The organism is Desulfovibrio biadhensis (genome assembly GCF_055388615.1).
The window spans coordinates 4,605,452-4,626,173 of the sequence record NZ_AP042477.1 but is presented as its reverse complement, the minus strand read 5'-3'; the positions used below and the strand labels follow the sequence as shown (position 1 = coordinate 4,626,173).

Sequence of the window (20,722 nt, the reverse complement as noted above, 5' to 3'; positions counted from 1 at the left end):
TTTAATAGGAAAAATGATAATGAAAACGGCATCCACACTGCTTCTTCTCGCTTCTTTGGAAATAGATTGCAATGCCCCCTGGCTTGTTTTTTCTGCAACCGAGGGGAACAATCAGGTATTGAAACATTCTTTGGAAAAGTATGGGCAGCTTGAACCCGTGCTTGTTACAAAAAAAGAAAACAAGTGGCTTCTCGTGCACGGAATACAAAGAGTGCAGGCGCTCTCTGCAATGAACAGGCAGATAATTGCACGGGAAGTGGACGATCTCCCGCAGCACGAGCTGGCTTTGCTGCGTCTGGCTTGCAATAAGGCTTACACGCTTGGAGAAGGTGTGCCCGTCTCGCTGTTGCTTGCAGCTGTTCGTTTTTTCCAGAGCCGGGTGGAAGCCAAGACATTGGAGCAGGTTCTGCCACAGGCCTTTGGATTGAGCCAAAAATCCAAGACATGGCGCAGGGTGGTGCAATGGGCATCCATTTTTCCTGAAGACGCCTCCTGGAACAGGCATCTTGTCGAAGAGCGCATGCCCTTGAGCGGTGTGGAGCAGATCAGCCGATTCGACAGTGCGGAACGCCAGACTCTGGAAGTTCTTTTTCAGCGGCATGCCTGGAGCACAGGTGGCGCCCGGCAACTGCTGGGATTGATTTGGGAGACTTCGCGCAGGGAAGGTGAGAGCGCGGCGGATACCCTGCAGCGAGCTGGTATTCACGCGCTGGAGGATGCTTCCCTTTCTCCCAAGGACGCCATGGCCAGAGTGCTGGATGCCCTGCGAGAAGTACGCAACCCTGTGCGTACTGCCCTGGAGCGGGAATTTGGCGAGGCTGCCAGGACATTGGCAGCTGGATCTGCCTGGAAGCTTGCGCCCGAACAGAATTTTGAGACCGGAGCGCTTCATGTGAGCGCACGGTTGCCCTCTCCGGAAGCTGCGCGCAAGGCAGCCGACAAACTCAAGGACATGGCGGATTCCTCTGCATGGCAAAAAGCCTCCCAAGTGGGGAGCAAGGAGCAAAGGGGGGGGCAATGAGTGAACACAAAAATCCCTTTTTGCCCCCACACCTGCAGGGGATTGGCAATGTTTTTGTGGAGTCCGGGCTCGATGCGGAAACGTGTCCAGGGCTCATGGAGCGTATCAAAGCGCGCTTACCCGAAGCAGTTTGGCATGAATTGCCACGTGGCGAGCGCCCCCCGGAGGTTGGAGTAGGGGAGCACGCTCTTTGGCTGAAAGAATACAAGGGGCGATTTTTGCGTGGTTGTCCCGGCACCAGGCATTATCGTTGCTGCGGGTACAAGATTGCGCACATTGGCGAGAATTGCCCTGTAGGGTGCAGCTATTGCATTTTACAGGCCTATTTTCAGGACAGGGTGCTCAAGGTTTGGGCCAATCGCAGGGATTTGTTTTCTGAACTGGAAACAGTTCTTTCCGCACCTGGGCAACGTCTGCGGCTTGGAACGGGCGAGTTTACCGATTCCCTGGTGCTGGAGCCCCTGACGGGGTGCAGTGCTGCCCTGGTGGCTTTTCTGGCTGATTACCCCAACGCGGTGCTGGAGCTGAAAAGCAAGGTTGTGGACCTTTCATGGATGCCTGCCGCGCGCCGGACTGAGGCCGTATTGCCGGCCTGGTCAATGAATGCTCCCCGTATTGTCGCCGAGCAGGAAGGGGTGGCGGCTTCTTTGGAGGAACGTCTGCAGGCCGCCAGAGAATGCGCTGATGCGGGGTTCAGGGTCTGCCTCCATTTCGATCCCATCATCCGCTACCCGGGGTGGGAAAACTGCACGGACGGGTATCCGGCAACGGTGGCCATGATTGCAGATTACTTGCGCCCCCATGAGGTGGCTTACATCAGTATGGGCAGTTTTCGGTTCATGCCGCAGCTCAAGGCCGTGATGGAGCAGAATCACCCTCAGGCTCGTTATGTGTATGATGAATTTGCCCCTGGTCTGGATGGCAAGATGCGGTTGTTGCGTCCTTTGCGCGTGGAGCAATTCCGTACAATTGCGGGACTGCTGCAGCGTGCGGGATTTGACGACGCACTGTATTTCTGCATGGAGTCTGACGAAGTCTGGCGCGAAGTGCTGGGGCGCACTCCACGCCAGTTGGGCGGCCTTGCGTCCTACCTCATGGCAAGAGCCTTCGGCGTTTGATGCTATGCTATAGCCCACTTTTTGGGGCGGTCAGACAACAAGGAGTGCCCGCACTGGACTGGCTTCGCCGTTTGCTATGGAAAGTGGAGCGCAGAGTAATGTGTAACGCCCCGCAGCTACGTTGGACAAGTCCAATCCTTCCAGAATGAGCACCCCTTTGCCAAGGAGCGTTTTGTGAACAGGGTAGTCCTTGCTGTCGAGGGGTTCTATGGAACAGGCGTCTATACCGACGAGGGGGGTGCCTTTTTGCGCTAGCCACGCAGCTGCCTCCTGGCTGAGCGAGGTAAATGACGGCGGGATGCTGCCGCTGGCATTGAGGCGCAGACGTGAGTTGGCAGTGTGCAGCAACAGGGCCTCACCTTTTGCAATGTCGCAGTGCTCGATATCTTTTCTGGTGAGGATGCGCGGGTGTTCCTCGGCCGTTTCCAGGACCAGGGCGGGAAGAATAAAGCTCTCCGGCGGGTAATCTTTCTGTCGGCGCCCCTCTGGAATGAAGTGAGCCGGAAAATCCATGTGTGTGCCATGGTGCGCGGACATGGATAGGGCCGCCACCTCGCAGCCATGGGTGGGAATATCCAAGGCAAGGGTGCGTGTAAAAAGGGGATCGCCCGGAACTGGTGCGGCGTCATGTTCCATTTCCAAGCTCACATCCAGGACACGATTTTTGGGGTGCAGCATAGCTTTCCTCGCGGGGTTTATTGATATAAAGCTTGTTGCGCAGAAGGAATTTTGCTACTTAAAGACAGCGCATACAACACTTTTTCCGGAGCCTGCATGAGCAATTCTCACGAAGTTTTCAGCAGCCATTTGAGGAGCAATGGCCTAAAGCTCACCCCGCAACGGGAATTGATTCTCGATGTTTTTACGGAAACCGAGGGGCACCCTGCACCTGAAGAGCTGTATCAGGCTGTGAAGAAACGGGATCGCTCCATCGGACAAGCCACGGTGTATCGTACCCTGAAGCTGTTGTGCGAAGCGGGCATTGCCAAGGAAATGCATTTTGGCGATGGGCTTACCCGTTACGAGAACAGACTGGGGCAAAAACACCATGACCACCTTATTTGCGAAAAGTGTGGCAAAAATATTGAGGTGGTCGATCCTGTCATTGAATCTTTGCAAGAAGAGCTGGCCGCCAAGCATGGTTTCAAGCTTACAAGTCACCGCATGTACCTTTATGGCTTGTGCGAAGGGTGCCGCAAAACCGGCAAATAGTACTCCCTGAGCTTTTTGCGCTAAATATGCGAGGCAACCCATGACTTTTTCCAGTCCGGCATTGGTAACGCGGCTGCGCTATCTTTGTATTCCGCTTTTTCTGAGCGCTGCGGTTTTTTGTACGGTGGCGACGGGTCTGGCCTCTTCATCCAGTACTTCCAAATCCAGCGAAAAGCACTCGCCCCGCCATGTCATGGCAGGGGATTTCATTTTTTCTGATTTGTTCACCACCAAGCCGGAAGCCTCTGCTCGTTTTTATAAGAAGGTTTTTGGCTGGGATTTTGGCTTTGCATCCGATGGCAGCCGTGGAGTCATGGTCATCACCATGAATGATCGCTATGTCGGCAATGCCATAACGGTGCAGTCGGGAGAAGGCAGAACTCGCTGGCTTTGTTTTATAGCCGTACCGGATGTGGAGCGGACGTTGCAGCGTGTAAAAAAATTCGGCGGTCTTTCGCCTGGCGCCACCCGCACCGTCAGAGGGCGTGGGATATTTGCCCTGGTGCGCGATCCCTCCAACGCAGCTTTTGCCGTCACCATGCCTTCGCCCTACCTTACCCTGCCCCCTGCAGAAACGCCCAGTGCCTGGGCAGGCAGCGAACTCTGGACAACCGACGTTGTGGGCACCATGGAATTTTACGCATCCCTTTTTGGTTATGACAGTTCCCTGGTGCCGGCAGAAGGGGGCCGGGACATAGCTTTTCTGCGCAAGGGCGGCAAACTCAAAGCCACGATTACAGAAATTCCCTGGAACAACACAAATGAAGAGTGGATTCCCTATGTCTATGTACAAGACGTTGCCGCTACCTGTGCGCGTGTAACGCAGGCCGGGGGAAAGGTGCTGGTCGAGACGGAAAAAGGCGAGCGTATCGGGCAAACTGCGCTGATTGCTGACCCGCAAGGTGGCGTGATTGGCATCCAGCAGGTCCCGAGGTGATGCGGATAGCGTGATTTTTAACGTGTGCTGTAGCTGAGATTTCTACCAATTAGGCTTGCCCCCCGTGAAGTGAAGTTGATGTTTTTTCCACTATATGCGCATGGCAGCGTAGAATCTGGCCATGGTGGGGTTCGAGTATATTTTGAGCCGTGAGAGCAGCCAGGAGGCGCTTTTGTCTCTGGCCTTGAACCTATGCACATGGCGTGGGTTTTTTCCTGGAAGGTTGGCGCCGAAAGAGGTGCAGAAAAAGACCTGAAAACCTATATCTCGTGCGATTTCCAATGCTTCGGGGCTGTATTTTCCCCATGGCCAGGCAAGGCTGCAACGCGTAAGCGGGCGGCACATGGCGTAGGCCAGTTCCCGCTCCAGGATGACGCGGCACTGGGTCAGGTCGTGGCGGACCCTTCTTCTGTAGGCGTCCTCGGTCTCCATCTGCCCCCACTGTTCTGCGGGAAGATCCAATACCGCTTTTTTAAGCGCCTGTGTCTTTTCCTTGTCCAAAAAGAAGTCCGTGGCCTTTTGCAATTCTTGCGGCACCAGGGATTCCACCAGCGAAATCAGTTCGTTTGAAAGAATGAAGCCACGGTTGGGCAGTCCTGCCAGCTCCGGAAGTATGGGCAATCCGTAAGGCATGGCCTGTTCCGGCCTGTCGAATGTCCTATGGCGGGGGGCGGGTTGGTAAATCTCCATCTCTTCAGGTTTATCCTGCCATTTCTCCACAGGAGGAGCTCCCCAGACGGGCGCATGGCTCAAGGAATGCGCAGCAACGTCCAGTACGCCTGAAGCTTCGGCGACTCTGGCTTCATCCCAGCTCATGAAGCGGTCTTTTCTGACGGCGTTGCCCACTTCGTCGGTAAAATATGGGGAATCGATGCTTTCCAGTATTCCATCGCGTTCAGCCGTATTTTCTTTTGATGTAGGGCGGAGGCCTTTTGGTTCGAGTCTGTCCGCCACTGCAAATACGGTTGCGTGGTGCCCGTATTGACTGAGGATGGGCTTGGCGTAGATGTAGTTGTCGAGGTAGCCGTCATCGAAGGTGATAAGCACGCTTTTGCGTGGCAGCTTGGCGCCGTTCAGCAGAAAAGACGCGGCTTCTTCCAGTGATACGCCATGATACCCGGCCTTGGCCATGGCGCGACAGTGCTCTTCAAAGCGCTCAGGCGTCACTGCAATGGAGCTGGGCGCTTTGCTGATGTAATGGTAGAGAAGGACTGGTAAGCTTTTAGTCACGATTGCCAGATATCTGTCAGATGCTTGACACTCAATTTTTCTGCACTATCTCAATAACTACGGAGCATCCCTGACACGACACAAGAGGAGAATAATCGAGAATGAGCGTCGAATACAAGGATTACTATCAAATTCTGGGAGTCTCCAAAAGCGCCCCCAAAGAAGAAATCTCGAAAGCTTACAAGAAGCTTGCCCGTAAGTATCACCCTGACTTGAACCCCGACGACAAGAACGCGGAGAACAAGTTCAAAGAGGTGAACGAGGCCTACGAGGTACTCAAGGACCCTGAAAAGCGCAAGCTCTATGATCAACTGGGACCAAATTGGCAGCACGGTCAGAACTTCGATCCACCTCCAGGATATGAAAATGTCCGTTTCCACTTTGGTGGTGGTGGCGGAGGCGCCCAGGGGTTTGATGCCAGCGGCTTCAGCGATTTCTTCGAAACTATTTTTGGTGGCGGTATGGGAGGCTTTCGTAGCGGTGGCGGCCCTGGCATGGGCGGATACGGCGCCGAAGATCTTTTTGGCGCCGGGCAAGGCTATGCACGGCGCCCCCGTAAGGGAAGAGATGCGGAAAGCACCCTGGAGCTTTCCCTGGAAGAAGCCTACCGCGGCGGACAAAAGACATTGAGCCTGCAAGAACAAGGGCCGGGCATGAGGCCCCAGCTCAAGACTCTGAATGTGAATATTCCAGCCGGGGTCAAGAATGGCGCCCGTATTCGTCTTGCAGGCCAGGGCAACCCCGGTGCGGGAGGCGGCCCCAGTGGAGATTTATACCTGAAGGTGCGCATTGTGCCGCACAGCAGTTTTTCCATGGACGGGGTAAATATTGTTTACGATTTGCCGCTGGCGCCCTGGGAAGCTGTCTTGGGAGCGAAAGTTCGCGTGCCCACCCTGGATGGCGATGTCGATCTGAACATCCCGGCGGGGAGCGACAGCGGTCAAAAGCTCAGGTTGCGTGGACGCGGTCTGGGGCAAGGGGCAAACAAGGGTGATCAACTCGTGCGCCTGGTCATCAAGACACCGCGCGAAATAACTGATGAAGAAAAGGCCCTGTGGGAACAATTGGCAAAGGAATCTCGTTTTTCACCGCGGAATTGATTGCCGCTGCGCAGCAACTTGGAGCCAAAGGAAATCGAAATGCCCGTGAAACATGAAAATGCCATGAATGTACCCGTACGTTCGCAACGGATTTCCTGGGTCGAGTTTCAAGAGGTAACCGGTTGCCACCCGAGCAGACTTGGAGAGCTCATAGAGATGGGGTGGCTGGAGCCCGAGATGCCTGCTCCCCAGGGCGCCGAAACGTATCTTTTCCGCGTCGAGGATATCTACCGCGTCCGCAAGCTCGAACGCCTGTGCCAGGATTTCGAGATTACGAGCGTGGGCGCAAGCATCATCGTGGATTTACTGCTGCGAATTGATGCACTGCAGGCCAAGGTTCGCGAACTGGAAGCATTGAACAGGTGAGCCTGCTGTCAAACTTGATAAACATGAGGTGATATATATGGACCTGAACAAATTCACACAGAAGTCCCAAGAGGCGGTCAGCCTGGCTCAGACCACGGCCGTACGCTACGGGCACCAGCAGGTGGATTGTGAACACCTGCTGCTCGCCCTGGTTGTCCAGGAAGGCGGCCTGGTGCCAAGGCTTTTGGAGCGCGCAGGGTTCGACCCTGACGCATACGCCAATGCGCTTACCAAAGAGCTGGAAAAATTGCCAAGCGTCAGCGGTCCTGGATCGCGTCCTGATCAGATAGTCGTCACACAGCGTTTGAACCAGGCCATGGTCAAAGCGCTGGATCAGACCAAGCGCATGCAGGACGAGTACGTCAGTGTGGAGCATCTCTTTCTGGCGCTTTTGGAAGAGCCGCGTAGCACCCCCGTGGGGAAGATCAACGCTGAATTCAAGATTACGCCGGACAAGATTTTGGCTGTACTCACCGATGTGCGTGGTCGACAGCGCGTGACTTCTCAGAATCCTGAGGAAACCTACGAAGCCCTGGCAAAGTATGGCCGCGACCTGGTGCAGGCCGCGCGCGATGGAAAGCTGGACCCCGTTATAGGGCGCGACTCCGAGATCAGGCGCTGTATACGTATTCTTTCGCGGCGCACCAAGAACAACCCGGTGCTCATAGGCGAAGCCGGTGTGGGTAAGACCGCCATTGTCGAGGGGTTGGCACATCGTATTGTCAAGGGTGACGTTCCGGAAGGACTGAAAGACAAGGTCATCTTCGCCCTGGATATGGGAGCGCTCATTGCCGGCGCCAAATACAGGGGTGAGTTTGAGGAACGGCTCAAGGCGGTGCTCAAGGAGGTGCAGCAGTCAGAAGGGCGCATCCTGATGTTTATTGACGAGCTGCATACCATTGTGGGCGCAGGTAAGGCCGAAGGTGCCATGGACGCAGGCAACCTGCTGAAGCCCATGCTCGCACGGGGTGAGTTGCACTGCATTGGCGCCACTACCCTGGATGAGTATCGCAAGCACATCGAGAAGGACCCTGCTCTCGAGCGCCGTTTTCAGACAGTGTTGGTGGAAGAACCCAATGTGGAGGATACCATCTCCATCTTGCGTGGCCTGCGTGAGCGTTTTGAGGTGCACCATGGTGTTCGCATAGCAGATGCGGCCATAGTGGAAGCGGCTGTGCTTTCGCACCGCTACATCACGGACAGGCAGCTTCCGGATAAGGCCATCGACCTCATCGACGAAGCCGGAGCCATGATCCGCACGGAAATCGATTCCTTGCCTACTGAGCTGGATGAAATCAACCGTAAGATCATGCAGCTTGAAATTGAACGGGAGGCTTTGAAGCGCGAGACAGACGCATCCTCCCGGGATCGGCTGGAAAAGCTGGAAAAAGAGCTGGCCGATCTGAAGTCCGAGCAGGCCGCCTTGACTGCGCAGTGGGAAAAGGAAAAAGGCTCCATCGATGCTGTGCGTACTCTGAAGGAAGAGATAGAGCACACACGCCACGAGATTGAAGAAGCCGAGCGTGCTTACGATCTGAACAGGGCTGCGGAGTTGCGCTATTCCAGACTGCACAATTTGGAAAAGCAGCTTGCCGAAGCCAAGGGCACTGGTGGTGAGCAGGATACCAAGCGCCTGCTGCGTGAGGAAGTTACTCCGGACGACGTGGCGGAAATCATTTCCCGGTGGACGGGCATCCCGGTTTCCAGATTGCTGGAAGGTGAACGGGAAAAGTTGCTGCGTTTGCCAGAGGTTCTGCACGAGCGCGTCATCGGCCAGGAGCAGGCTGTCCATGCGGTTGCCGACGCCGTTTTGCGCGCGCGGGCCGGGTTGAAGAATCCGGCGCGCCCCATAGGCTCGTTCATCTTCCTGGGCCCCACGGGGGTAGGTAAGACAGAGCTTTGCAAAACCTTGGCAAAGGCTCTTTTTGATACCGAGGACAACATGGTGCGCCTGGACATGAGTGAATACATGGAAAAGCATACCGTTGCGCGGCTCATTGGAGCGCCTCCGGGATACGTGGGCTATGACGAAGGTGGGCAGTTGACCGAGGCTGTGCGCCGCAAACCATACAGTGTCGTGCTTTTTGATGAGATTGAAAAAGCGCATCCCGACGTATTCAACGCCTTGTTGCAGATATTGGACGACGGCAGGCTGACTGACAGCCATGGACGTACTGTGGACTTCAAGAACACGATCATTATCATGACTTCAAACATCGGGTCGCATCGTATGCTTGAAGGAATCACTCCTTCGGGCGAGTTTCGTGAAGGCGTTCGTAATGAAGTCATGGGTGAATTGCGGGGGCATTTCCGGCCTGAATTCCTGAACAGGGTGGATGAAGTTGTCCTGTTCAAGCCGCTGCTGCTCGACCAGATCAAAAGGATCATCGAGCTGCAGCTCAGTGGCCTGCGTGAACGCCTGTCTGAGCGCAAGATAGGAGTAACCTTGACGGAAAAGGCCAAGGAATTCATAGCCAATGCCGCTTATGATCCCGTTTATGGAGCACGGCCAATCCTGCGTTATCTGCAACACCATGTGGAAACGCCCCTTGCCAAGGAGCTGATCAAGGGAACCCTGGCAGACGGGCAGGACATCACCATGGATGTACAGGACGACGAACTGGCTTTTATACAGTAAAAATGCACATACAATAAAAGGGGCGCTGGCGAGCGCCCCAGAATGCTGACAAACCCTCGCCAATTGGCGAGGGTTTTCTTATACTATCTTCATGCTAAAGCCGCCCAAAAATCAGCAGGTGAAAATGGAGTTTGTTTCGATCAACGAACTTGTCCCCATGAATCATCTGCTTCGCAAAATTGCCAAGGTTATTGATTTCTCCTTTATTCATGAGCTCACCAAGGATTTGTATTGCGAGGGCAATGGCCGTCCGGCCATTGAACCGGTGGTGCTCTTCAAAATGCTATTCATCGGTTATCTGTTTGGCATCCGCAGCGAGCGTCAGCTTGTCAAGGAAATCCAGGTCAATGTTGCCTATCGCTGGTTCCTTGGCCTGGGATTGCAGGACAAAGTGCCCGATGCCAGCACCATCAGCCAAAACCGGCGGCGCAGATTTAACGACACCAGCGTTGCCCAGGACATTTTTGACGGTATAGTGTTCCAGGCCATGAAAAAGAGGCTTGTCGGCGGACACACGCTTTACACCGATTCCACCCACCTGAAAGCCAACGCCAACAAGCATAAATTTACGGAAAAGCTCGTTGCCCAAAGCACGAAGTCATACTTGGGCGAACTTGAAGACGCCGTGGAGGAAGACAGGCGCAGGCATGGAAAGAAACCGCTGAAGCAGGACAACCGCGAAGCGGGGTCCAAGCGGATCAAGCAGAGCACAACCGATCCGGACAGCGGGTACATGGTACGCGAGGGCAAGCCTAAGGGCTTCTTTTACTTGGATCATCGCACTGTGGACAGCCGACACAACATTATCACCGACAGTTACGTAACTCCGGCCTCGGTGCATGACAGCATGCCCTATCTCGATCGGCTGGACCGACAAATCAACCGCTTCGGCTTTGCTGTGAAGCACGTCGGCCTCGATGCAGGATATTTCACCTCACACATTTGCAAGACGCTGGAAGAAAAGCATATTTATGGTGTCATTGGCTATCGTCGTCCCACTCGTCGCAAAGGGATGCTCCCCAAACGCGCCTTTGAATACCTGCCGGACAAGGACTGCTATCTTTGCCCCGAAGGCCAGGAGCTTCACTACTCCACCACCAACCGCGAAGGATATCGTCTCTATGACTCGTTACCAAAGGTTTGCCGCCGCTGTCCGTTACTGAAAGAGTGCACAACAAACCGGAATTGCAAGAAAACAGTGACACGCCATGTGTGGCGGGAATACGTGGATACGGTGGATGCGCACCGGCTCACGGAATTCGGAAAAAGAATCTATGCTCGCCGGAAAGAGACCGTAGAGCGCAGCTTTGCCGACGCCAAACAACTGCACGGGCATCGCTATGCTCGGTTCTGCGGCCTGGCTAAGGTCCAGGTTCAAAGCCTGCTTTCCGCCACATGTCAAAACATGAAGAAAATGGCCTTGCTGCTGGCCCCTTTGGGGCTGTCATACAAATATTTGCAGCCCAAATGCCTGTACTTTCTTCCTCAGTCTCTCTGTCTCGTTCGATTGGGGCCGATCGAGCCAACATCCCAGCTGGCAGCGGCCTGAAAAGAAATCGGTTCATAAAAACAAACCCCACTTTGCAAAAAGCGGGGTTTGTCAATGAGCTGGGGCGCTGGCGAGCGCCCCTTTTTTTACGCGCCATGAAAATCGACGCCGTGAATGATGTGGGTTCACAGACGCCGCTCAGGCTCGTACATCGCTCATTCTTCCTTATAATTCGTATGCCTTGGAAGCCAGACGCCATACGCTCGAGCTTGTGCCCTCGTTATCGCCAAAGAGATCTGACAAGGACAGGTCGCCGGTCTGGAATGCCTGAAAAAGCTCGTCCATGGTAACGGTTCCGTCTTCATTGAGGTCATACTGGTCGTAGTCGCTGGAGTCTTCCGAATCGCTGGAAGATTCGGCCAGGCCGCCTGAGGGCGGTGTGGTCTGCCCCATACCTTCCATACCAATACCAGAGCTGCCGAGCATGGCTTCTCGTTCGGCTGCCTTGGCTTCCATATCCGCGGCTATTTCGTCCTCGGTGAGGAATCCATCACCGTCGGCGTCAATGAGCGAAAATTGCTCCTCGTCATCCATCCAGAATTCATCAAGACTGATCTGGCCGTCGCCGTCGGTATCTTGATTACCAAGGATGGCGCTGGCCATTTCTGTGGCGTCAGGAGGCGCCATCCCCTGCATGCCCATCATGATGCCACTCATCATGTTGCGCATTTCCTCCATCTTTGTCTGCATGTCGGCGGCCAGTTCCTCCTCTGAGAGAAAGCCGTCACCGTCAGCGTCTGCCTCGTTGAAATGATCTTCATCCAGCATGGCCTCATCGAGGCTGAGCAATCCGTCGCCATCGGCGTCGTCCTGCTCCACAAACATGCTTGCCAGCCCTGCTGTGTTGCCCTGTTCGCGCATAGCGCGCATTTTCTCGAGCATCTCCTGTGTGGTGCCCGATGACATCCCACTACTTATTCCTGATACCGACATGTTCCACCTCTCTGGGAAAAACAGTTGGCGCATCCAGCGATGCGGAAAATAATGCCTTTCAACGCTAGACCCCCACGTAGTTTCGCAAGATCGAGACCAACTGTTCTTAGGAGCTGAAAAAAAAGGTGCTGATTGCCGTATCTGTCTATTATATTGAAAAAATGATGTAGATTGCTGTTTGTGGCTGGAGTTGTTCCACATTACTTGTGTAAAGAAATGTTAAGAAGGCCAGGTGGTGCAGGAAAGAAAGGGGGCAGGGCAGTTAAATTTTTCCGGGAGGTGGCCAAACACAAAAAACGCCCCTTGATACAAATGTACAAGGGGCGCTTACAACTTCAGGAAAGTTAAAAGTCGATGTTGAATTTCTGCATTTTTGCGTACAGCGTGTTGCGTCCGATGCCTAGGGCCTTTGCGGTTTTGCTGATGTTGCCGTCATAGAATTCCAGGGCAGCGCGGATGGTGTCGGCTTCACGTTTTTTCAATTGAAATTCACCATTATGGGGTATTTCATTGACAATGGGCTTTTCACGGTATTTATCCGCGAGGTAAGGGGGCAGGTGTTCTACCTGTAATACGTCGCTATCCAGATTGTTCACCGCGTATTCCAGGCAATTCACCAGTTCCCGGACATTGCCCGGCCAGTTGTGGGCGGCAAGGATGGCTTCGGCATCCGGAGCAATGCCGTTGCACTCGATGGCGAAATCCGAGCAGAAGCGCTTCAGATGGTGGCGTGCAAGCAGCAAGGCATCGTCTCCACGCTCCCGTAATGGGGGGATGGAGATGCCCACCACGTTCAGGCGATAAAAGAGGTCTTCACGAAATACTCCTTGCTCTACAAGGCTTCGAAGGTCTCTGTTGGTTGCTGCAATGACTTTAACATCGACAGGGCGTGGTTCATGCCCTCCTACAGGTACGATGGCGCGTTCCTCAAGCACTCGGTTCAAGTTCACCTGTTGCGCCAGGGGCATTTCAGATATTTCATCAAGGAACAGCACGCCCTTGTTTGCTTTTTCGAATTTACCGATCCTGCCCCGCTTCATGGCGCCGGTAAAGGCGCCTTCGCAATAGCCGAACAGTTCGCTTTGGATCAGTTCCTCCGAAAAAGCGCCACAATTGACTGCGATGAATGGGCCCTTTGCTCGGGGGCCGGCCTGGTGAATGCCTTTTGCGAACAGTTCCTTGCCGGTGCCGGATTCTCCATACAAAAGCACGGTGGAAGGGGTGCGTGCAGCATTAGCAGCCTGTTGGATGGTATTGCGCATCACGGGGCTTGCGTGCTTGATTTTTTCAAATCCAGCCACAGGGGCATTATAGCAAGAGATTCCTTTGTTGCGTGCAGCGATGGCGGCGACAGAACGTGTACGTTGGGCTTCGCATATTGTGACGACGGTATCTTTCCATACGCCATTGTGGTCGAAAATCGGCATGGCCCGGACGAACAGGTTCGGGTTGGTAAAGCACACCAATACGATGGGGTCCTGGATTGAAGCGTGTTTGCTTTTTGCGAGAAACGCGTCGAAGTCAAAGAATTTTTGCGCATTGCGCCCCCTCAATGGGTGGCCGTTGCTTCCGAGCAATGCTTCTGCAGCGCTGTTTGCACTGCGGATGCGCCCTGTTTTGTCTATGGAGACAATGCCCGTCATCACCGAATTGAACATGGTTGAAAACAGCGAAGCCATTTGCCCTTCAAGCTCTGCGCAGTAGAGCTGGCATAAGCGTTGCTCAAGGGCTCTGGCTGCCTGGATCACCAGGCCAAGACTCAGGGAATGATCTGCGTCCTGTTCACCGGAAATATCGAAGCATCCCCAGATGTGTCCGTGCGGGTCATAGATGGGGGCAGCGGTGCAACTCCATTTATGGTGGCTGCGGCAATAGTGCTCTTCTGCAAACACCTGCAAGGGGTGTCCAGTCACCAGGGCGGTGCCGATGGCGTTGGTCCCTACGCTTTTTTCCGACCAGTTCGCCCCCGGACCAAAGTTGAGTTTGTCGGCCTGTCGCAAAACGTCGAGGTCGCCACTGGTACGGGCGAGCCTGGCGTCGGCATTGGCGATTGTCAGCAGGAGTTTTTTGCCCTTGATGGCTTTATAGACAGTGGTTTCGATATCGCCACAAATTTTTTCCAGAGTGGAGGTGAACGACTCCATCTGTTTCAAAGGGGTGAAGTCCCAACAACTGCGTGGCGAATGGTCCACCTCCATTTCGCGGCAGCGTTGCCAGGAGTCACTGACTGTATTTTCTACCTGGACGTCACGGAGTTCTCCGGTTTCCATGAACCGTTTCCACTGGACGTAATCGACTTTTGATTCTGTACGGCTGCGGGGTTGTGGCAATGCGGTATCAAGTGCTTTCGCATCTGTCAGTACACCCCGGCAAATTCCGAACTTCTCACCATTCCTAAAGAGCGAATACATAGTTTCCCTCCTGGTCCCGACATTGCCAAGGTCAGTTTTTTTATACCGATGATGCATCTTTCTCGGAATGGCGAAGTGAGTCAAGTGTTCAATTTCGGAACAGCGAAAAAGGGTTAAAATGCCTTTTGATATAATAAAACAATGTCTTGAAAGTAATTTACTCCTCTTCGCTCATATCTCCGTTGTTTGTTCGTTTCCTGAACAAGATCACGCTGACCTGACCTGTTTTATTGTTTAATATGCTTAATTTTAAGAATTTTTCTGTGTGGCATCACGGTTGCAATCTTGTTGGGCAACACCAGTAATCTATTGAGGAGGTCAGGTCATGGCTCAACAAGTGATCATGCCCAAATGGGGCTTGACCATGAAAGAAGGAAAGATCGCCCGCTGGTTGAAAGCGGAGGGTGATTCTGTGGAGAAGGGTGAACCGCTTCTTGAAGTGGAAACTGACAAAATAACCAATGCTGTTGAAGCGCCGGCAAGTGGGACTTTGTTCCAGATCATTGTGCCGGCTGGAGAGGTAGCACCGGTGCAGGCCGTTTTGGCTGTCATTGCCGCTGCCGGTGAGACGCCGGAGCGGGTTGCAGCAGGAACAGTAGCAGCAGAAGGAGACACACCGGAGGCGGCTGCGGCTGCACCAGCAGGGCAGGCTGCAGCAGCTGCTCCGGCTGCAGACGAGGGCTTTGTGCCGGCCATGCCGGCGGCGCGAAAACTGGCCAAAGAACTGGGAGTGGCGCTTTCCTCTGTGAAGGGCACCGGCCCGGATGGACGCATCACCAGAAAAGATGTGCAGGCCGCAGCAGATTCCAGCGGCTTCAACGCCAGCCCCAAGGCCATCAAGTTTGCCCGTGAAAAGGGTGTTGATCTCAGCCAGGTCACAGGGACCGGCGAGGGCGGCAAGATTACCAAGGCGGATATTTTACGGGCCATGAATCCTGCTGCTTCCGCCCCTGCTGCCCCCAAAGAGGAAGGTCCCAAGGATACAATCGTGCCTATGGAAGGCGTGCGCAAACTGGTGGCCGATAATATGCTGGCCAGCCTGAACAGCGCGGCTCAGCTTTCCTGCTTTGTGGAGCTGGACGTTACTGAAATGGTGCGCCTGCGACAGACTTTGCTCGCGCGTAATAAAAGGGATCCGGAATACCGCCTCTCATACAATGACATCATTGCCTATGCGGTTTGCAGGGCGCTGAAGCGGCATCCGATCATGAATTCCACCCTGCAGGATGACGGCATCCACATGCATCCTCATGTCAATCTGGGCATTGCCGTGGCGCTGCCCAACGGACTCATCGTGCCCAACGTCAAGAAAGCCGACACCTGCACCCTGGAAGAATTGAAAGGGCAGGTGCGTGATGTAGCTGGCCGCGCGCGCAAGGGCGGATTGAGCATGGATGAAATATCCGGCGGCACCTTCACCATCAGCAACGTAAGCATGTTGGGCATGGACGGATTCACCCCGATACTGAATCCCCCGGAAACCGGCATTCTCGGTGTGGGGCGCGTGGTGGAAAAGCCGGCTGTGAAAGATGGCGAGATCTGTATCCGCCAGATGATGACGCTTTCCTTGACCTTCAACCATATGACCACTGACGGGGCGCCTGCCATGACCTTCCTGCGCGAGCTGGGAGACATGCTGGAGAACCCTGGCCTGATGATCATGTAGGGGGCGGAGCATGGCACGGAAACGCTTTGCTATCGAGCTCGGTTACGCCGCTGACCTGCATGGCGAGGATATGACCAAGGTCGCAGTGCGCGCGGTGCGCGATGCCGTTTCGCGAACCTGTCTGTGCGGCATTCTGGAAATACTGGGGCGCGACCACTTTCAAGGCGTGTATGTGCATGCGGATGTGGCGCTGCCCGATCCGGGAGGCGTCGATCAAGAGGCCGTGCTCGCTACCATTCCCATTGGTGAAAAGACCCTGAACGTGATTCCTGGAGGCATGCGAACAGCAGGTATCGAAGTCCCAGGGTTTGGTGAAGGCACCAGCGATATCGTCGTTGCCTGTGCTGCGCTGACCGTTTCTGTGGAGATGGATGCGCTCTCCGAGGAAACGGAGAGCGAAAAGGGAACAAACGGAAAACAGGCATGCGGCTGCATGTTCAAGACCGTATAACGAAGAGGAGAGAAGGCAATGGCTCTCAGTAAAAAAGCATTGGTTCAGATGTTTGAGACAATGAACAAGATCAGGATGTTCGAAACAAAGTTGCAGGAATTTTTCGCCGCCGGCGAGATTCCGGGCTTTGTGCATCTGTACCTTGGTGAGGAAGCAGTCGCCACCGGCGCCTGCGCTGCATTGACCAACCAGGACCTGATCACCAGCACCCACAGGGGGCACGGGCATCTGTTGGCAAAAGGCGGTGACCTGAAACTGATGATGAGTGAAATCTTCGGCAAACAAACAGGTTACTGCAAAGGCAAGGGCGGTTCCATGCATATCGCCGATATGGACCTGGGCATTCTCGGGGCCAATGGCATTGTCGGCGGTGGCGGCCCGTTGGCTGTTGGAGCGGCTTTGTCAGCCAAATACAAGAAGTCGGAAAACGTCGCGCTGTGCTTCTTCGGCGACGGCGCCTCCAACCAGGGCACCACGCAGGAGTCGTTGAATATGGCCAGCGCCTGGAAACTGCCCCTGGTGTTTGTGAACGAGAACAACGGTTATGGGATTTCTTGCCCGCAGTGCAAATCCATGGCCGTGGTGGACATTGCAGATCGCGCAGCAGCCTATGACATGCCCGGCGTTGTGGTGGACGGCAACGACGTGCTGGCAGTGCACGAAGCCGTGACAGAAGCCGTAAAGCGCGCACGCAAGGGAGAAGGTCCTTCCTTGATCGAATGTAAAACCTATCGTTGGCGGGGGCACTTTGAAGGCGATGCGTGCACCTATCGTTGCACGGAAGAGCTTGAAGAGTGGATGGCCAAGGACCCCATTCCCCGTTTCGAGACGAAGCTCTTGGAAAGCGGCACTCTCAGCGCTGAGGAAGTGGAAAAGATCAAGTCCCGGATTGAAAAGGACATTGATGCGGCCGTGGAATTTGCAAAGGAATCTCCTCTGCCGGATACATCTGTGCTGCTGGAAGACGTCTACGCCTAAGAGTTACGCGGTTTTACCCTAGATAAGGACTATAGACCCTACGGAGAAAGCAATGTCTCAAAAATCATACCTCATGGCTTTGAACGAAGCGTTGCTCATGGAAATGGAGCGCGATGAGAACGTGTTCATCCTTGGCGAGGACGTCGGCCAGTTTGGCGGATGCTTTGGCGTTACCCAGGGACTCTTCGAAAAGTTTGGCGAAGCCCGTGTCATCGATACGCCCATCACGGAAAGCGCCATTGTCGGTGCTGCTACGGGCGCTGCAGTCAGCGGTCTGCGTCCGGTGGCTGAATTGATGTTCGTGGATTTCATTGGTGTCGCCATGGACCAGCTTTTTAACCAGGCAGCCAAGATGCGTTTCATGTTCGGCGGCAAGGCCAAGGTGCCCATGACCTTGCGCATGCCGCAAGGTGCGGGCATCGGCGCTGCAGCGCAACACTCGCAAAGTCTTGAATCCTGGTTCATGCATATTCCAGGGCTCAAGGTGGTTATCCCCTCCACCCCTTATGATGCCAAAGGCCTGCTCATTAGCGCCATTCGCGATGACAACCCCGTGGTCTTCCTGGAGCACAAGCTGCTTTACGGGGTAGAAGGGGAAGTGCCGGATGAAGAATACACCATCGAACTCGGCAAGGGGGAGATCAAGCGGGAAGGAAGCGACGTGACCATCGTCGCCACCTCGCAGATGGTCTACTCCGCTCTGGAGGCTGCAGAAAAGCTGAAAGCTGACGGCATTGACGCTGAAGTTGTGGACCCGCGCTGTCTGCAGCCGCTGGACAAGGATTTGATCGTTGCGTCCGTGAAAAAGACCAACGCCCTTGTGGTGGCGCACGAAGCCGTTCAGTTTGGCGGGCCTGGCGCTGAGATCGCCGCAATAGTCGCGGAAGAAGCCATTGATTATCTGGACGCGCCCATCAAACGTGTCGGCGCACCGTTCTGTCCTGTACCGTTTTCACCGCCTTTGGAGCAGTTCTACATCCCGGGTGCGGACAACATCGTAGAAGCTGTTAAAAGCATACGTTAACGCCAGTTTTGGGGTTTGGTGAATTGCGAGGGGAGAGGCGTTGTAACGTGATTTCCCCTCGCGTTTCTCCCATACTGGCCAGTAGCGGCAATGATCTGTCGTTACGTGAAATGAACTTGGGGAGCAGCCCCGGGATGTTGGTAAGCTTATGCAATCTGCAAAGGAATAACCGGTGAGTATAGCAGGACTTCTGGTCAATCCGGCTTCTGGTAAGGACATCCGTCGTCTGGTGGCCCATGGCAGTGTCTTTGACAATCAGGAAAAAGTCCGCATGGTGCGGCGGTTGATCCTCGGGTTGGAAAAGGCCGGTGTGACCCGCATTCTCTACATGCCGGATGGGTACGGTACCGTGCCGCGCGCCCTGAATGCGATCTACCCTTCCATTTCTGTGGAGGCGGTGGAAATGCCCATGCGTAACAACCAGCAGGACACCATAGTGGCTGCGGGGATCATGGAAACCCTCGGGGCTGGCTGCCTGATAGTACTGGGAGGAGACGGGACCAACCGTGCTGTGTGCAAAGGCACTGTAGATGTACCGCTACTGGCTCTTTCCACGGGAACCAATAATGTTTTTCCTTCAATGGGGGAGGCTACCATAGCGGGGTTGGCCGCAGGCCTGGTTGCGACACGAAAACTCGCTCCTGAAGCGTGTTGTTTTCGCTCTTGCATGTTCGACATTTTACTGGATAACAAGCCTGCAGACATCGCGCTGGTAGATGCCGCAGTGTATGACGACGTTTTCATGGCCTCCCGCGCCGTGTGGCAAATGGAAAAGGTTCCCCAGCTTTTTTTGACACGATGCAGCGCTGCCTCCATAGGTCTTTCCGCCATTGGAGGGCAATTGCACAGTATCAGCCCGGAAGAGCCCCTTGGGTTGGCTTTGGAACTAGGAGCCCCTGCAGCTATTACCGTGACCGCGGCGATTGCTCCTGGGATGTTTGCAGACGTGAGTGTGCAGGGGGTGCATGAAATGCTTCCGGGAGAAGAGTACCCCATTTCCGTATCGCCAGGGCTAATCGCAGTGGATGGGGAGCGTGAGGTCGAGATTCACCGCGGCACCAAAGCGGCAATCAAATTGAATACTAACGGTCCCTTGGTTATTGATGTGGCGAAAACCATGGCCCTGGCCAGGGAAGAGTCCCTGTTCAGGTTGTGATGTACTGTTTGCGAGTGCTTTCCACGAGGAAGGGCTTCTAACAATCAGGTGAGGAGACGTATATGAGTACTCCACTGAAGGCGGCGTTTATCTTTATTGCCCCGAATGGCGATCCTGCAACCCACAGGCAGTGGGTCAGGACAGAGGCGATAGAATTGTTGTCCGTGGCTGTTGGTAGCTATGATCAGGCAGAAGTTTTGGCCAAGGAGCTTGTAGAAAAGGATGGTATCGCAGCCATCGAGCTTTGCGGTGGATTCGGCAACGCAGGAACCGCCCGCATTGCTGCTGCCGTGGATGTGCCTGTTGGGGTGGTGCGTTTCGACATTCACCCTGGTCTGGGTAACAAAAGCGGTGACGCATTGTTCTAATCGCATGCGCAAAGGGGAACCTGCTTCCCCTTTGTGCTCTTTCCCCCATTGTAAATTCCTTTTTTAATACGTTGCCTGCGTGTTGTTTACTCGCCTGTCAGGACGTGTTTTTGGGGGACAAAGCAGGTGAACGTTCCCTTGAAAACGATTTCCTCTTCGCAAAATACCTCCACTTCCACCAAATGCTTGCGCTCTTGCGGGGTGGTGTCCTGGGCTTTGGCAACCAGAACATCCGTAATGCGCGAGGGTTTCAAAAAACGCGTATCAGCAGCGCCCAGGACCACGTTTGGATGGTTCACGGCCAGCATGGCCGCGTAATCAGCCAACCCGAAAATAAAGCCGCCGTGCACCAGACCGCTGGCGTCCGCCGCCATGCGCTCATCGCATTGCAGGTGTACTTCGCTAAGTCCATTTTCCACCACAACAGGCTCGCCACACAGTGATCTGTATATTTTTTCATGCGTTCGGATTGCCATGTTTTCCTCCAAAGGGGATTATTCGCCGCAATAGGTTTTGGGGCTGTTGGTGGGTTGCCGGAGCCGGGCTGACAGCACCCGGCTCCGG

Annotated in this window: 19 protein-coding genes; 14 read left to right on the top strand and 5 right to left on the bottom strand. The window is 54.6% G+C overall.

Translation table 11 applies throughout. The features are described 5' to 3' along the window. Nucleotides 1-19 precede the first annotated feature (19 nt). Both ACZ5EH_RS20050 and ACZ5EH_RS20045 read left to right on the top strand, forming a co-directional pair. Nucleotides 20-1,021 carry a ParB N-terminal domain-containing protein gene (locus ACZ5EH_RS20050; protein WP_464275640.1) on the top strand — a complete coding sequence of 334 codons (1,002 nt, stop codon included), beginning with the start codon at nt 20-22 and terminating at the stop codon, nt 1,019-1,021. Next, nucleotides 1,018-2,139 carry an SPL family radical SAM protein gene (locus tag ACZ5EH_RS20045; RefSeq protein ID WP_464275639.1) on the top strand — a complete coding sequence of 374 codons (1,122 nt, stop codon included), beginning with the start codon at nt 1,018-1,020 and terminating at the stop codon, nt 2,137-2,139. Before ACZ5EH_RS20050 ends, ACZ5EH_RS20045 begins: the two co-directional genes overlap by 4 nt. A 30-nt stretch (nt 2,140-2,169) precedes the next feature. Here ACZ5EH_RS20045 and ACZ5EH_RS20040 read toward each other — a convergent pair whose 3' ends face one another. Then, a complete protein-coding gene (locus ACZ5EH_RS20040; RefSeq protein ID WP_464275638.1) occupies nt 2,170-2,817 on the bottom strand; it encodes a cyclase family protein in 648 nt (215 codons plus the stop codon). Between the two features lie 96 nt (nt 2,818-2,913). Between ACZ5EH_RS20040 and ACZ5EH_RS20035 the strand changes: the two genes are divergently transcribed. Both ACZ5EH_RS20035 and ACZ5EH_RS20030 read left to right on the top strand, forming a co-directional pair. Further along, entirely contained in the window at nt 2,914-3,351 is a 438-nt protein-coding gene (locus ACZ5EH_RS20035) for a Fur family transcriptional regulator (RefSeq protein ID WP_464275637.1), read from the top strand. Nucleotides 3,352-3,391: 40 nt separating this feature from the next. Continuing rightward, nucleotides 3,392-4,288 carry a VOC family protein gene (locus ACZ5EH_RS20030; protein ID WP_464275636.1) on the top strand — a complete coding sequence of 299 codons (897 nt, stop codon included), beginning with the start codon at nt 3,392-3,394 and terminating at the stop codon, nt 4,286-4,288. 90 nt (nt 4,289-4,378) lie between these two features. Here ACZ5EH_RS20030 and ACZ5EH_RS20025 read toward each other — a convergent pair whose 3' ends face one another. Continuing rightward, complete coding sequence (locus tag ACZ5EH_RS20025; RefSeq protein WP_464275635.1) at nt 4,379-5,518, bottom strand: polysaccharide deacetylase family protein; 1,140 nt, start codon at nt 5,516-5,518, stop codon at nt 4,379-4,381. A gap of 101 nt (nt 5,519-5,619) precedes the next feature. Between ACZ5EH_RS20025 and ACZ5EH_RS20020 the strand changes: the two genes are divergently transcribed. The 4 genes from ACZ5EH_RS20020 (at nt 5,620) to ACZ5EH_RS20005 (ending at nt 11,171) form a co-directional block, all read left to right on the top strand. Then, nucleotides 5,620-6,618: a DnaJ C-terminal domain-containing protein gene (locus tag ACZ5EH_RS20020; RefSeq protein WP_464275634.1), complete on the top strand. Its 999-nt coding sequence runs from the start codon at nt 5,620-5,622 to the stop codon at nt 6,616-6,618. Between the two features lie 39 nt (nt 6,619-6,657). Then, nucleotides 6,658-6,984 carry a chaperone modulator CbpM gene (locus tag ACZ5EH_RS20015; protein ID WP_464275633.1) on the top strand — a complete coding sequence of 109 codons (327 nt, stop codon included), beginning with the start codon at nt 6,658-6,660 and terminating at the stop codon, nt 6,982-6,984. Nucleotides 6,985-7,021: 37 nt separating this feature from the next. Then, a complete protein-coding gene (gene clpB / locus ACZ5EH_RS20010; protein ID WP_464275632.1) occupies nt 7,022-9,622 on the top strand; it encodes an ATP-dependent chaperone ClpB in 2,601 nt (866 codons plus the stop codon). Nucleotides 9,623-9,713: 91 nt separating this feature from the next. Further along, nucleotides 9,714-11,171, top strand: a complete 1,458-nt coding sequence (locus ACZ5EH_RS20005; protein ID WP_464274022.1) for an IS1182 family transposase — start codon at nt 9,714-9,716, stop codon at nt 11,169-11,171. A gap of 165 nt (nt 11,172-11,336) precedes the next feature. Here the strand turns inward: ACZ5EH_RS20005 and ACZ5EH_RS20000 are convergent, their stop codons facing one another. Both ACZ5EH_RS20000 and ACZ5EH_RS19995 read right to left on the bottom strand, forming a co-directional pair. Further along, on the bottom strand, nt 11,337-12,041 hold the full coding sequence (locus ACZ5EH_RS20000; protein WP_464275631.1) for an EF-hand domain-containing protein: 705 nt from the start codon (nt 12,039-12,041) through the stop codon (nt 11,337-11,339). Between the two features lie 407 nt (nt 12,042-12,448). Continuing rightward, a complete protein-coding gene (locus tag ACZ5EH_RS19995; protein WP_464275630.1) occupies nt 12,449-14,515 on the bottom strand; it encodes a sigma-54-dependent Fis family transcriptional regulator in 2,067 nt (688 codons plus the stop codon). Nucleotides 14,516-14,840: 325 nt separating this feature from the next. Here ACZ5EH_RS19995 and ACZ5EH_RS19990 point away from each other — a divergent pair, with 325 nt between their 5' ends. The 6 genes from ACZ5EH_RS19990 to ACZ5EH_RS19965 all read left to right on the top strand — a co-directional run bounded on the left by ACZ5EH_RS19990 (nt 14,841) and on the right by ACZ5EH_RS19965 (nt 20,158). After that, on the top strand, nt 14,841-16,181 hold the full coding sequence (locus ACZ5EH_RS19990; RefSeq protein WP_464275629.1) for a 2-oxo acid dehydrogenase subunit E2: 1,341 nt from the start codon (nt 14,841-14,843) through the stop codon (nt 16,179-16,181). Nucleotides 16,182-16,191: 10 nt separating this feature from the next. Beyond that, nucleotides 16,192-16,632, top strand: a complete 441-nt coding sequence (locus ACZ5EH_RS19985) for a Lin0512 family protein (RefSeq protein WP_464275628.1) — start codon at nt 16,192-16,194, stop codon at nt 16,630-16,632. A gap of 18 nt (nt 16,633-16,650) precedes the next feature. Continuing rightward, complete coding sequence (locus ACZ5EH_RS19980; protein ID WP_464275627.1) at nt 16,651-17,610, top strand: thiamine pyrophosphate-dependent dehydrogenase E1 component subunit alpha; 960 nt, start codon at nt 16,651-16,653, stop codon at nt 17,608-17,610. A gap of 52 nt (nt 17,611-17,662) precedes the next feature. After that, nucleotides 17,663-18,634, top strand: coding sequence for an alpha-ketoacid dehydrogenase subunit beta (locus ACZ5EH_RS19975; protein WP_464275626.1), 972 nt, complete (start codon nt 17,663-17,665; stop codon nt 18,632-18,634). Between the two features lie 172 nt (nt 18,635-18,806). Then, nucleotides 18,807-19,790 (top strand): NAD(+)/NADH kinase, encoded by a 984-nt coding sequence (locus ACZ5EH_RS19970; protein ID WP_464275625.1) that lies wholly within the window; start codon nt 18,807-18,809, stop codon nt 19,788-19,790. Between the two features lie 62 nt (nt 19,791-19,852). Next, entirely contained in the window at nt 19,853-20,158 is a 306-nt protein-coding gene (locus tag ACZ5EH_RS19965) for a DUF6506 family protein (protein WP_464275624.1), read from the top strand. 86 nt (nt 20,159-20,244) lie between these two features. On the opposite strand, the gene ACZ5EH_RS19960 is transcribed toward ACZ5EH_RS19965, so the two are convergent. Next, a complete protein-coding gene (locus ACZ5EH_RS19960) occupies nt 20,245-20,634 on the bottom strand; it encodes a PaaI family thioesterase (RefSeq protein WP_464275623.1) in 390 nt (129 codons plus the stop codon). Nucleotides 20,635-20,722 lie beyond the last annotated feature (88 nt).